General features: G+C 64.8%; 8 protein-coding genes. 2 read left to right on the top strand and 6 right to left on the bottom strand.

The window, feature by feature from the left end; translation table 11 throughout:
- Window positions 1–58: 58 nt before the first annotated feature.
- Window positions 59–2,992, bottom strand: coding sequence for a TonB-dependent receptor (locus U1738_RS16250; protein WP_332790094.1), 2,934 nt, complete (start codon window positions 2,990–2,992; stop codon window positions 59–61).
- On the bottom strand, window positions 2,985–4,025 hold the full coding sequence (locus U1738_RS16245) for a LacI family DNA-binding transcriptional regulator (RefSeq protein ID WP_332790093.1): 1,041 nt from the start codon (window positions 4,023–4,025) through the stop codon (window positions 2,985–2,987). The genes U1738_RS16250 and U1738_RS16245 overlap by 8 nt, the downstream gene beginning before the upstream one ends.
- 189 nt (window positions 4,026–4,214) lie before the next feature.
- Between U1738_RS16245 and bglX the strand changes: the two genes are divergently transcribed.
- On the top strand, window positions 4,215–6,506 hold the full coding sequence (gene bglX, locus U1738_RS16240; RefSeq protein WP_332790092.1) for a beta-glucosidase BglX: 2,292 nt from the start codon (window positions 4,215–4,217) through the stop codon (window positions 6,504–6,506).
- On the opposite strand, the gene U1738_RS16235 is transcribed toward bglX, so the two are convergent.
- The 3 genes from U1738_RS16235 to U1738_RS16225 form a co-directional block, all read right to left on the bottom strand.
- The gene (locus U1738_RS16235; protein WP_332790091.1) at window positions 6,487–7,797 is read right to left on the bottom strand and encodes an MFS transporter; all 1,311 of its coding nucleotides are present in this window, start codon (window positions 7,795–7,797) and stop codon (window positions 6,487–6,489) included. The two genes, bglX and U1738_RS16235, sit on opposite strands and share 20 nt — an antisense overlap.
- A gap of 160 nt (window positions 7,798–7,957) precedes the next feature.
- Complete coding sequence (locus U1738_RS16230; protein ID WP_332790090.1) at window positions 7,958–9,349, bottom strand: alpha-amylase family glycosyl hydrolase; 1,392 nt, start codon at window positions 9,347–9,349, stop codon at window positions 7,958–7,960.
- On the bottom strand, window positions 9,349–10,890 hold the full coding sequence (locus U1738_RS16225) for an MFS transporter (RefSeq protein ID WP_332790089.1): 1,542 nt from the start codon (window positions 10,888–10,890) through the stop codon (window positions 9,349–9,351). Before U1738_RS16225 ends, U1738_RS16230 begins: the two co-directional genes overlap by 1 nt.
- A 319-nt stretch (window positions 10,891–11,209) precedes the next feature.
- On the opposite strand from U1738_RS16225, the gene U1738_RS16220 reads away from it, so the two are divergent.
- On the top strand, window positions 11,210–11,881 hold the full coding sequence (locus tag U1738_RS16220) for a DUF6445 family protein (RefSeq protein ID WP_332790088.1): 672 nt from the start codon (window positions 11,210–11,212) through the stop codon (window positions 11,879–11,881).
- Between the two features lie 132 nt (window positions 11,882–12,013).
- On the opposite strand, the gene U1738_RS16215 is transcribed toward U1738_RS16220, so the two are convergent.
- Window positions 12,014–13,039 (bottom strand): substrate-binding domain-containing protein, encoded by a 1,026-nt coding sequence (locus tag U1738_RS16215; RefSeq protein ID WP_332790087.1) that lies wholly within the window; start codon window positions 13,037–13,039, stop codon window positions 12,014–12,016.
- Window positions 13,040–13,189 lie beyond the last annotated feature (150 nt).

Genomic DNA, 13,189 nt, shown 5'->3' with positions numbered 1-13,189 from the left:
GCGTTGCGAAAAACAAAAAAGCGGGCGACCCGAAAGGGTCGCCCGCCCAAGGGGGAGGTTAGAAGCGATAGCCCAGACGGAACTGGATACGGCGCGCCAGGGTTAGCGTATTGTTGCCCACATTGGTCGGATCCAAGGTGTCCGGCGGCGTATTCGAGCGATTGATGAAGCCGTCGAAATCCTTGAAGTTCTTGTTGTTGAACGCATTCAACAGATCGACCGCGATGCTGACCTGGTCGTTGCCGAGACCGTGGAAATCGAGGTGCTTCTCCAGGCTCAGATTCACCTCGCAAAACGCAAACAGGCCCTTGATGCAATTCTTCTCCGGATAGGCCGAGGTGATCTTCAACTGGCCATTGTCGAACCCACCCGTGGCGTCGGTGACCTGATAGGCTTGGCCGCTGCCGAACGTGCTGAGCGTCGAGAACTGGACGCCGAAGGGCAAATCGACGATCCCGGAAACGACCAGCCGATGCCGCTCGTCACCGGTGCGCGGACGGAAGCCGTATGAATCCGGCACGGTACCATCCAGACTGAACAGATCGTTGCCGTTCTGCTCGCCCTTCGACAGCGTGTAGGCGATGTTGAGCCCGTAACCCGACGACTTCGTATAGTTCTTGTCGATCGTGACATAGAGCGCCTTGTACCGCGTCTTCAGCCCATCATAGCCGATCAGCGCGTTGGCATAGCCGAACGGGATCACGGGCGCGGTGTTGCAGCAATTGCCCAGCCCGTTGTTCGTGCGCGTCGCGAACAGATTGGTATAGCCGTTACGCCCCTTGATGTACGATCCGGTGACCGAAACCTGCCACGCACCGAGCTTCTGCCGGATGCCCAGGCTCGCCTGATCGTTGACCGGCGGCTTGGCATCGTTTTTCACCGCGAATAGTTCGGGCAGGCCCTCCACTCGCGAGCTAGCGATCAAGGCCAGCAATCCCTCGCGCGTGCCGTAGGACGGATTCCACATCGTCGTCGGCAGGCCGGAACGCGGCTGACCATCGCGCGAGAAGCGGAACACGCCGATCGGATTGATCGTGCGCGACAGTTCGTCGATCGTGTTGTTGAAATTGTTGCGATCGTAATAGCGACCCACGCCACCGAAGATCACCGTGCGCTGATCCCCGCCGATATCGTACGAGAAGCCGAAGCGCGGCGCGAAGGCCCCGGCGAACGGCTTACGGTTCTTGCCGGTCGAAATGTAGTTTTCCGGGTCGAAATAGAAGGTCTTCGGCAAGGCCCGCAACGCCGCCGCAGCCGCCGGCGGCGTGACGTAGTCGTTGTTGAAGCCGTTGGTCTCGTAATCCCAGCGAACGCCGAGGTTCAACGTCAGCTTGCGCGTGACCTGCCAATCGTCCTGCGCATAGAAGCCGATCTGCGTGTCCGACGACCGGATCACCGCCTGCCCAAGCCCCAGCCGCGCCTCGGCCGGGAAACTATAGTCGGTATTGTCGGTCGTGCTCAGGCGATACACATAATCGGGCTGGATGTAGGACCGGTTGTCGAACTTGAAGTCCGCGACATCGACGCGACCGCCTACCTTGAAGGTGTGGCCGTCGAAGCCAGTATAGGTCAGGTCGTCACGGATCGTGTAGTTCGTCTGGATTTCCTTGCGGGTCGAATTCTTGCCGCCGAAGGTGATGACGCCGTCATATTCCCGCGTCGGCAGGCTCGGGTTCAACGCCGTGGGATTGAACGTGTAATTCAGATAATTGGTGTTGAATTCGTTGACGAACCCGTCGCCGGTATAGGTCCATTTGAACAGATAGGTGTCGACCGTATTGCGCTTGTTCTCGGCGGTTTCGAACGATGTCGTATCACCGAAGCCCTGGATGTCGGATTCCTGACGGCGGCTCGCCGATACGTCGAACACCTGATGCTCATCCGGCGTGAAGGTCAGCTTGCCGAAATAGAATTTGCCGCGGAACGGGCTGACGAACGCCCCCTCCAGATCGGACAGCTTGCGGCCGGACGAGGCTTCGACGGCGGCACGAACCGCCGGCGTTCCCCGCGCGGCGACGTTGAACGCACGGTCCTGATCATTGCCTTCGAACGCTCCGAAGAAGAACAATTTGTCCTTGATGATCGGCCCGCCGAGCGAAACGCCGTATTGCTTGCGCTTGAAGGCGGGTTCGGGGCGGTTGTTCAACTTGTCGAGATACGCTTTCTCAGACAGGCCCTTGTCGGTGTACTGGCCGAAGACCTCGCCGTGGAATTCGTTGCTGCCCGATTTGGTGATCGCGGTGATGATCGCGGCGCCGGCCTGCTCGTATTCCGCCTTGTAGTTCTGAGTCAGCACGCGGAATTCCTGCACGGCGGATTGGCCGAACGGATTGCCGCGGCTGTTCTGCTGCCCGGCGACGCCGCCTTCGCGCGACTGGTTCTTCAGCGAGACGCCGTCGATGAACACGTTGACCTGGCTGGCGGTGGATGCGCCCGACTGGAAGCCCTTGTCCGTCTCGCTATCGTTGTAACGCACGCCCGGTGCCAGCGCCGCGAAGCTAAGGAAGTTGCGATCGGTCTGCGGCAGCGACCGGATCTGCTGCTGGCTGACGTTGGTGGCGACTTCGCTGGTCTTCGTCTCGCGCAGGCGACTGCCCGTCACGACGATTTCCGCCCCGTCCGAAGGCTCGGCCGCGGCGGTTGCCGTGCCGAGCGTCGCGTCCAGCGACGCCGCTTCGCCGATCCCGACCACGACCACCTGCTTGAACGTTTCGCCCGAGGTCGCCGTGATGGTGACGGTGTAGGATCCGGGGCGCAGGCCGGTCAGCGTATAACCGCCCGCCGCATTGGCGGTGGTGCGCAGCGTCTGGTTGGTCGCGGCGCTGACCGCCACGACGGTCGCGCCGGCGACGGGTGCGCCGGCGGAATCGCTCACCTGTCCGCGGATGCTCGCGATGGACGTCTGCGCCATCGCCGGCACGGCGACGATCGTGGTGGAACCGATCGCCGCGGTGCTGGCGAACAGGAGGTGCAATATCTTGGTTCTAGTCATCGGTAAGTTCCCCTTTTGCGCCCGTTTTTCGGGCTTGTGGTGGTGTTAGGCTGCTCGTTTCGCGCACGATGAGTTCGGGCGTGTGGAGTTCGGTGTCGCAATAGTTCGAGCCGTTGATCGCGTCGGCCAGCCGGCCGATCGCCCGCGCACCGATGCCGGCGATATCGATCCGCATGGTGGTCAAGGCGGGCGAGACGAAGCGGGCGAGCGGAATATCGTCGAACCCACCGACCGCGATGCGGTCCGGCACGGCTATTCCGGCCTGCCGCAACGCAGTCATCAGCCCGATCGCCATCATGTCGTTGGCGGCGAAAACCGCATCGACCGCGTCCGGATCGCGCAGCAGTTCGGCAGCGGCCAGGGTGCCGGCCTCTTCGGTAAAATCACCAGGGATGATGCGCGGCACCAGTCCGGCGCACTCGCCAAGCGCGATCTCATAGCCGCGGATACGATCGCGCGCCTCGGCATTGCCGATCGGTCCTGCCAGATGCACGATCCTGCGCCGCCCGCCTGCGATCAGATGGCGCACCATCGCGGTCGCCCCGGCGACGTTGTCGACATGGATCTTGGGATGCGGCTCGCTCGGTGCGCCGCAATTGACCAGCACGGCCGGCATGCTCGGCGGCAATTGCGCGAACAGCCGCGCCGATTCGACATGCGGGGCCATCACGATCATCCCGTCGACCCGGCCGCGCATCGTGTGGAGCATGTCGATCGCCTGGCGTGAGGCATCGTGCATGTTCGACAGCAGCAATTGCAGGCCAAGCTCCGATGCCGCGCGATCCATCCCGCGCAGCACTTCCGAAAAGAATTCGCCGTGCAGATCCGGCAGCACGACGCCGATCGCGTTTGCCCGTGCGAGACTCAGGCTGCGGGCACCGGCATGGGGCACGTAACCAAGGCTGGCGGCAGCGGCCTCGACGCGCACCCGCAACGACGGCCGGACGTTGCTATGCCCGTTCAGCACACGCGACACGGAGGCGACGGAAACCGCCGCTTCGCGCGCAACGTCGCGGATCGTGGCATGCGCCATATCCTTCCCGCATCCTTCCCTTGCCGAACGCCACCATGGCGTCCCCAATCGAGTCGCCCCTTGACCGGCGCGATCGTGCTCTTGATGTAACCGGTTACATCAACGAGAAAGCGGTTACAAGATCATGTATCGAACGCTCGCGGCTGCTACGCAGCACGGAAGCGTACGATGCGAACCAGGAGAGACGTAATGGCACGGCAGGATATTTCGCGGCGGGCGCTGATGATGGGTGCCGCCACCGTGTCGGCCTGGTTGGCCAGCCCCGCCCGCGCGTTGATGGCACAGACCGACGGTGCGCTGCCCGCGTCGCTGGAGGATGTGCTGCGTCGCATGACGGTCGAGGAAAAGGCCGGCCAGCTGACCCTGATGGCGGCGGCCTGGGCTGGCGGCGCGGCGAATGCGCTCAACCCGGCGGGCGCGGCGTCCAGCTTCGAAGCGCAGATGGCCGAGGTGCGTGCCGGACGGCTGACCGGCGTGTTCAACGGCAACGGCGCGGAAATGGCCCGGCAGATGCAGACCGCTGCGATGCGCGAATCGCGCCTGAAGGTGCCGCTGCTGTTCGCCGCCGATGTCATTCACGGCTTCCGCACCGTCTTCCCGGTGCCGCTGGGCGAGGCCGCCAGCTTCGAACCGGCGCTGGCCGAACGCACCGCGCGCGCCGCCGCGACCGAGGCGGCGGCGGCGGGAATCGACTGGACGTTCGCGCCGATGGTGGACATCGCCCGCGACCAGCGCTGGGGGCGCGGTGTGGAGGGTGCGGGCGAAGACGTGCTGCTCGGATGCCTGATGGCGGCCGCGCGCGTACGCGGGTTTCAGGGCAGCAAAGGGCTCACGGCCGATGATGCCGTGATGGCCTGCGCCAAGCACTTCGCCGCTTATGGCGCGGCGGAGGCCGGACTGGATTACAACACGGTCGACATATCGGAGCGCACGTTGCGGGAGGTCTACTTCCCCCCCTTCCAGGCTGCTTTCGATGCCGGTGCGCTATCGACCATGGCGTCTTTCAACGAAATTTCGGGCGTCCCCGCGACGGCCAATCCCTGGCTCCTCGATCAGGTGCTGCGCCGCGAATGGGGCTTCGGCGGCCTGGTCGTCTCGGATTATACCGGCGACGAGGAACTGATCGCGCACGGCTTCGCCGCCGATGCGCGCGAGGCGACCAGGCTCGCCTTCCTGGCGGGCGTGGACATGAGCATGCAGAGCGGCTTCTACCTCCGCCACCTGCCCGCCTTGGTCGCCGCCGGAGAGGTGCCGATGGCGCGGCTGGATCAGGCGGTGCGACGCGTGCTGCTCGTCAAATCGCGCCTCGGCCTGTTCGACAACCCCTTCCGCCGCATCGCGCCGCTCCGTGAAAAGACGCGTGTGCGCACGCCCGCCAATCTCAAACTGGCGCGGGAATCCGGGCGGCGCTCGATCGTGATGCTGAAGAACGACGGCGATCTGCTGCCCCTGCCCCGCAGCGGCCAGCGCATCGCCCTGATCGGTCCCTTCGCCGCCGGTCAACGCGATCTGATCGGGCCGTGGAACGTCTATGGCACCGATGCCGATGCGGTCGATCTCGCCACGGCGGTGCGCGCGGCGGTGCGTGATCCTTCGGGCGTGACGTTCACGCCGGGGTCCGAAGCGGAGGCGGCGATCCCCGGCGGGATCGAGGCCGCCGTGGCGGCGGCACGCGCGGCCGATATCGTCATCCTCGCGATCGGCGAAAGCCAGCGTATGTCCGGCGAGGCGCAATCGCGCGACGACATCGTCATGCCCGCGCCACAACAGGCATTGGCAGAGGCGGTGGCGGCGACCGGAAAGCCGGTGATCGTGCTGCTGCGCAACGGTCGTGCGCTGGCGCTGGGCGGCGCGGTGCTCGCCGCGCCGGCCATTCTCGTCACCTGGTTCCTGGGCTCGCAATCCGGTCCGGCGATCGCCGACATCCTGTTCGGCATGGAAGGGCCATCCGCGCGGCTTCCGGTCAGCTTCCCGTTCGCGACCGGGCAACAGCCGCTATATTATGCGCATAAATCGACCGGGCGGCCCAACCCGCCGGGCGCGCCGCAGGAATACAAGGCGCATTACCGCGAGGCACCCAACGCGGCGCGCTTCGCCTTCGGACACGGCCTGACCTATGGCCGGATCGCTTATAGCGACCTGAAACTCGACACGCCCGATCTCGGCTGGAACGGGGTGCTGACGATCCGCGCGACGATCGCCAATACGGGCACGAAGGACGCCGAGGAGGTCGTGCAGCTCTACATTCAGGACGTTGCCGCCAGCATCACCCGCCCGGTGCGCGAACTGAAGGCGTTCCGCAAGATCGGGCTGGCGGCGGGGACGAAGCAGGAATTGGTGTTTACACTGCGGCGCGAGGACCTGTTGTTCGTCGGCATCAATCTGGCGCGGACGGTGGAGCCGGGCCGGTTCCGTCTCTGGGTCGCCCCGTCCGCGCAGGACGAGGGGGTTTCGACGACGTTCAACCTGATGGCGGGATAGGCCCGGCACTCGCACGGCGGCGCTCCAGTTCGGCGACGAGCCGCGCGTGCGCGCCTCTGCGCAACGGGTTGGCGAACATCGCGATAAGGCCGACGCCCAACGCGATCGCCGGAACATAAATCAACAGCGCCGTGATCGCGGCGACGGTGTGCGGCGCAAGCACACCGTAGGCTCGGTAGCCGATCCACTCATACGACATGCCCATCGACCATATTGCGAACCCCAGCGCGATCCGCTGGATCAGCGCCGAAACGCCGAACGCCATCGCCTCCACCCGCACCCCGGACTGCAGTTCGCCATATTCCACCGTATCCGGCAACATCGCCCACAGGCCGAGGTTGAACGCGACGAAGACCGCCTGGATCACCACGAACAGCAATTGCGCTTCGCCCGTGCCCCCTGAAACTGCGAAGCCGGCAAGCGCGATCCATCCGATCCCGGTCGCTCCGATCCAGGCCGCACGCACGCCGATTCTGGCCGTCACCATCATCCACAGCGGCACCGCGACCGCCCCTGCGACACTCATCATCGCTAGGACATTCGGCCCAAGCTCGCCAGCGTGCGCGACATGCTTGAAATAATACAGAACGGATTGGCCGACGAAGATTATGGCAACGACGATCGCCGCACTGGCCAGATTGAGCGTCACGAACGCGCGGTTGCGCACCAGCGCTGCGATGCAGGTGGCGATCGACGGATCGGTCGCGTCGGGCTGCGGGGCCTGCGTGTCGCGCATGCTCGTCGCCACGATCGCCAGTAGCGGCGTGGCGATCACCGCAAAGACGGTCGCCGCGATCAGGAAGCCTTGCGGACTAAGCGCATCGCCCGTCAGGCGCAACGCGATCCAAGGTGTCCCCATTGTGACCGCGACCGCCGCCAGCGTGCCGAACAGCATCCGTAAACCAGCGATCAGGGTGCGATCGCGACTGTCCAGGCTGATCCTCGCGCTCAGCGCCGCATAAGGCACGTTGACCACCGCATAGGCTGTCCGAAACAGCATCTGCGCGAAGACCAGCATCCAGATCTGCGCGGGCAGCGCATAGACCAGCACGAACGCCAGCCCCAATGGCACCGATCCGACCAAAAGGAAGCGCCGGTACGCCCCGCTACGCTGGGCTATCGCGCCGACCAGAATGTTCGCCACGCCATCCCACAACGCCCCGGCCGTAGCGATCGCACCCGCCATCGCGGGCGGCAGGTGAAGCACGTCGGTATAATAGAAGAACAGGAACAGCGTGACGCTCTGCCAATAGAGATTGCAGGCAAAATCACCCGAGGCGAAAAGTACCATTCGCGTCGTCTTTGTGCGGAGGGCAGTCGTGGCGGTCACGCATCCGCTGTGCGGCTTGGGTCCGCTCGCTGCAAGGACGACGGTTGATGACCACGCTGACAGGTGCGGTCAATCTTATGCGAACCCGTCTTCACCCGATTCAACCCGATCGGGCATCTCCTTATTGCGTCGCCAATACTGTGCTTCCCCATGCCGGCAGAACCATCGTCGTCCCCGCCTTCACTACCGTACGTGCGCCGGTGCGGAATTCGCGGTAGCTGCCCGCCTGCAACGTGGTCGGAAAGGTCACGGTCACCGGTGCCTTGGAGAAGTTGAATGCGGCGAACACCTTGTCCTTGCCGGCGGCGCGTACGAAGCTGAACACCTGGGCCGGCTTGTCGTTCTCCACCTTGACCATCGTCGCGCCCCATTTGCCGTTGCCCAGCGCAGGATGGCTTTTGCGGAACGCGATCAGGTCGCGATACAGGTCGTTCAGCGCGCACGGCTTCGACCAGTCGATCGCGTCCTTCTCGAAGAACTCCAGGCGCTTCGGGTTGCACGCCTCCTGCCCATTATAGATCATCGGCAGGCCTTCGCTGATCATCTCCAGCGTGATCGCGGCGGGCAGCATGTCGCCGAACGCCTCGAACTCGGTCTTGTGCCACGAATTGATGTCGTGATTCTCGATCCACAACAGGCGCATGCCGGCCTTGGGCCAGCCCTTCTCGTTCTCGCTATAATAGCCGTAGAGCGACGTCGCGTTGGCCTTGCCCTCGTACAGGCCCTCCATCGTCTCGTACCATTGCCAGCTGTACGTCGCGTCGAACGCACGCATCAGCAGGTCCGGCGTCTTCCATTCCGCCAGCATGAACACCGGGCGGATCGCCTGCAGGTCGGCGCGCACGCCTTCCCAGAAATCGAGCGGGACATAGCCCGCGACATCGGCGCGATAACCGTCGATGCCGAAATCGCGCACCCAATAGGCCATCGCCTCGGTCATCGCCTTGCGCAAACCGGGCTTGGAATAATCCAGGTCGATGATGTCGGACCAGTCCCACCACGGCGTAGGGTGGAAATTGCCGGCCCAGTCGCGCTTATACCAATCCGGATGCTGCGTGACCCAGGCATTGTCCCACGCCGTGTGGTTGGCGACCCAGTCGAGGATCACGTGCAACCCTTGCGCGTGCGCGGCATCGACGAACGCCTTGAGATCGGCCTTGGTGCCGAATTCCGGGTTCACCGCCATATAATCGCGCACCGAATATGGGCTGCCGAGCGTACCCTTGCGGTTCTTCGCCCCGATCGGGTGGATCGGCATCAGCCAGATCACATCAACGCCGAGCTTCTTCAGGCGCGGCAATTGCGTCTGCGCGGCGCGGAACGTGCCTTCCTTGCTGAACTGGCGCGTGTTCAGCTGATAGATCACCGCATCCTTCATCCACGGCGCATTCTGCACGGTCGTATAGGGGCGCGGCGCATAATCCGCCTCGGTGCGCTGGTCGATCGGCGGGCGTGTCTGCGCCAGCGTGGTGGTGGACATCAGGGCAAGGGCAGCAGCAATCAGGGCACGCATCAGGCGTCTCCGGTTTCGGGCACGCGCAGCATGGCCAGCGCGGCGAGGGTCATGACCACGGCCGCGAAGGCCATCGTCCAAATGGGGTCGGTGGGAAAGAACGCCTTCAGCACCGATCCCATCACGGTGGCGACGAGCAATTGCGGCACGACGATGAAGACGTTGAACAGCCCCATATAGATGCCGAGCTTCGCCTGCGGCAGGCTGGAGGCGAGGATCGCATAGGGCATCGCGAGGATCGACGCCCAGGCGATGCCGACGCCGATTTCGCTGAAGATCAGCAGGTTCGGATCGCGGATGACGAGGAAGCTGGCATAGGCCAGCGCACCGCATAGCAGGCAGGCGATATGCGTCTTCACCTTGCCGATCCGCGCCGCCAGTTTCGGCAGCACCAGCAACGCCGCCAGTGCCGCGACCCCGTTATAGACCGCGAACAGCACGCCGACCCAATCGCCGCCCGCGTTGTACGCCGCACTCGTCGCATCACGCGATCCGAACATATATTGCGCGACCACCGGCGTGGTGAAGATCCACATGATGAACAGCGCCGACCAGCTGAAGAACTGCACGAGGGCAAGGCGCTTCATCACATCGGGCATGCCGGAGAAATCGCCGACGATCATGCTCAGCGCATTGTTGGCATTGCCGCCCCGCGCCAGCCGGATCGCGACGATGCTGGCCAGACCGTAGGCGATCAGCAGCGCGCCCAGCAGATACACTTCCTTCTGCAAGCCCAGTTCCGGCACCGCGAGCACGATCGCCGCGCCACCGACGATCCAGGCGATGCTGCTGCCGAACCCGCGCGCTGCGAGCGCCCGCACCGGCTGCGCCACGCCTTCGTCGGCGTCATGGTCACCGAACGACGCCATCTGCTCGGGGCTGTATTCGCGCACGTTGCCGACCGTCCACAGCACCGCCAGCAGCAAAGCCGCGCCGCCGAACCAGAAGCTGTAGCGCACCGTATCCGGCACCCCGCCCAGCGAAACCCCCGACACGCCGAGATGCGCCAGCGCGAACGGGAAGATCGATCCCACCACCGCGCCCGCGCCGATGAACGCCGTCTGCAAGGCGTAGCCCGCAGTGTGCTGATCCTTGCGCAACATATCGCCGACAAATGCGCGGAACGGCTCCATCGACACGTTGATCGACGCGTCCAGCACCCACAAGGTGAGCGCGGCGAGCCACAGGATCTTCGCCTCGGGCATCACGAACAAGGCGAACGCCGCGAGCAACGCCCCGGCGAAAAAATACGGTCGCCTGCGGCCGAAGCGGTTCCACGTCCGATCGCTGTAATGCCCGATGATCGGCTGCACGAGCAGCCCGGTCAGCGGCGCCGCGACCCACAGATACGACAGATCGTCGAGCGACCCGCCCAAAGTCTGGAAGATCCGGCTCATATTCGCATTCTGCAACGCGAAACCGATCTGGATGCCGAAAAAGCCGAAGCTGATGTTCCACAGGCCGCCAAAGCCCTGCACCGGTTTTTCGTTCAAGACATTCGCCTCCCCTGCCCCGGCGCTTGTCGCTCGACCGTGGACCATTCGCGCCTGAGTGCCGGGAAGGCGGTTGGGGCACAAGGCTGCATACGAATACCTAAAGGATAGCCCGCCACGACCGTCTTGCGGACTTGCTTGGCGCGCGTCCCTTTCCAACACGCCCAATAGCCCTTCCCCGGCGAAGGCCGGGGCCCAGTCGGGAAAAAGAAGTGATCGGGCGTTGCGCGCAGTAACATCGACCTTCGCGACTGGGCCCCGGCCTCCGCCGGGGAAGCATACGTTTGGGCAAAGCATCGAACACGTCCGGGGTGACGGCATAGGAGGGGCTTGCGAACATCCCGCCCGCAGCGCCATGACACGACCCATGCCGACCACGACCCTCCACCGCCAGGGAAACGAACAGCGTCCGTTGATCGTCATCGACGATTTCTGGCCCGATCCCGACATGCTGCGCGAGGATGCCGCCGCGCTGCGCATGGGCCAGATCGGCCCGCATTATCCCGGCATCCGCGCCGACGTGCCGCCGCGCCTGGCGGAAACGATGCGCCGCAGGATCGCGCCGCTGCTGGCCGAGCATTTCGGGCTCGATCCGGCCCCCGCCGTGTCGGAGGCCTATTACTCGCTCGTCACCACCCCGCCCGCCGATCTCGCCCCGATCCAGCGCCTGCCGCATTTCGATGGCGTGCAGCCGAGCCGGATCGCGCTGCTGCTATTCCTCGGCCATGGCGATCAGGGCGGCACCGCCTTCTACCGCCAGCGCGCAACCGGGTTCGAGAGTGTCGACCCCGCACGACTGGCGGATTTCGAAAGCGCGCTGAAAGATGATGTGCGCCTGCACGGCATGCCGGAGCCATCCTACATTTCCGGTGATACGCCGCTATACGAACGGATCGCGGTGCAGCCGGGGGCGTTCAACCGGGCTTTGGTCTATGCCGGGAATACGCTGCATTGCGCGCACCTGCCGCCGGAGGTGGTTCTGAGCGGCGATCCGCTAGCGGGACGGCTGACGCTGAACCTGTTCCTGTTCGACGACTGAGCAATGGCCTAAAAAGCCCCTCCCCTTCAGGGGAGGGGTTGGGGTGGGGCCGTGCCGCAAAAAACAAGAGCTGGTCTCTTCGAGACGGGACTGCCCCACCCCAACCCCTCCCCTAAAGGGGAGGGGCTAAGTTCAAACAACCCCACTACTCGCCCGCACCACCAGCCGCGTCGGCAACGGTTCCGGCACCGCCATCTCGCCACGCAATTGCCCCAGCAACGTCTCGACCAGAACCTCGCCCGCCCGCCGCGTATCCTGCGTGACGGTGGAAAGCGGCGGACTGGTCAGCGAGGCGGAGGGGATGTCGTCGAATCCGACGATCGCCACGTCGCCCGGCACGCTTCGCCCGGCGGCGGCCAGCGCACGCATCGCGCCGATCGCGATACTGTCGCTGGCGGCGAAGATCGCGTCATAGGTCGCACCGCGTCGCGCCAATTCCGCGATCGCGTCCTGCCCGGCCTCCTCGCTGGTGATCGCATCGACGCGCAGCGCCGGATCGGCCACCAGCCCGGCCGCCGCCAGCGCCCCGAGATAGCCGCGATAGCGCTCCTCCAGTTCCGGATAGCGGCTGTCGGCGGACCCGAGGAAAGCGATCCGCGTACGGCCCTGCGCGATCAGATGGGCGGTCGCCTGTTCGCCACCGCCGCGATTGTCGGAGCCGACCGTGATCCCCGCCGGCCCGGTGCCGACCGCACCCCAGCGCACGACATGCGTGCCCTGTTCGGCCAAGTGATCCAGCCGCGCGCGATACGCCTCGTAATCGCCATAGCCGAGCAGGATGATCCCGTCGGCCTTGTGGCTGTCCTGATAATCGACATGCCAGTCGCCCGACAATTGCTGGAACGAGATCAGCAGATCGTATCCGGCGCGCGCGCAGGCCCGCGTGATCGATCCCAGCATCGACAGGAAGAACGGGTTGATCGCCGCATCCTCCGCCGCCGTCTCCTCGAAGAACAGCAAGGCCAGCGTGTTCGCGGCCTGGCTGCGCAGCGACGAGGCGTGCTTGTCGACCGCGTAATGCAGGCTCTTGGCGATGCCCTCGATCCGCGCCCGCGTTTGCGCGTTGACCGATTTCACGCCGCGCAGCGCACGCGACACGGTCGGCTGCGACACGCCGGCCAATTGCGCGATATCGAAGGAGGTGGGGCGGCGCGCCATGATCCTGATTTTCCGGGTCGGGCGAAGGTCCCGCCCGACATAACCACTGTGAATACGTATGCCCGCAGCTTTTGCAACGACCCTGCCGCAAATATAGGCGGCCCACGGGCAAATCGGCGCGCGTCAATGACGCCGACTCAATTTGACGAC

The organism is Parasphingomonas caseinilytica (assembly GCF_036663755.1).
In the GTDB taxonomy this organism is placed as follows: Bacteria; Pseudomonadota; Alphaproteobacteria; order Sphingomonadales; family Sphingomonadaceae; genus Sphingomonas.
This window is presented reverse-complemented; position numbering and strand designations above follow the sequence as displayed.

Coding starts and splice junctions, on each gene's coding strand:
- U1738_RS16250 (WP_332790094.1), bottom strand. CDS start 2,992: ATGACTAGAACCAAGATATTGCACCTCCTGTTCGCCAGCACCGCGGCG.
- U1738_RS16245 (WP_332790093.1), bottom strand. CDS start 4,025: ATGGCGCATGCCACGATCCGCGACGTTGCGCGCGAAGCGGCGGTTTCC.
- bglX (WP_332790092.1), top strand. CDS start 4,215: ATGGCACGGCAGGATATTTCGCGGCGGGCGCTGATGATGGGTGCCGCC.
- U1738_RS16235 (WP_332790091.1), bottom strand. CDS start 7,797: ATGGTACTTTTCGCCTCGGGTGATTTTGCCTGCAATCTCTATTGGCAG.
- U1738_RS16230 (WP_332790090.1), bottom strand. CDS start 9,349: ATGCGTGCCCTGATTGCTGCTGCCCTTGCCCTGATGTCCACCACCACG.
- U1738_RS16225 (WP_332790089.1), bottom strand. CDS start 10,890: ATGGTCCACGGTCGAGCGACAAGCGCCGGGGCAGGGGAGGCGAATGTC.
- U1738_RS16220 (WP_332790088.1), top strand. CDS start 11,210: ATGCCGACCACGACCCTCCACCGCCAGGGAAACGAACAGCGTCCGTTG.
- U1738_RS16215 (WP_332790087.1), bottom strand. CDS start 13,039: ATGGCGCGCCGCCCCACCTCCTTCGATATCGCGCAATTGGCCGGCGTG.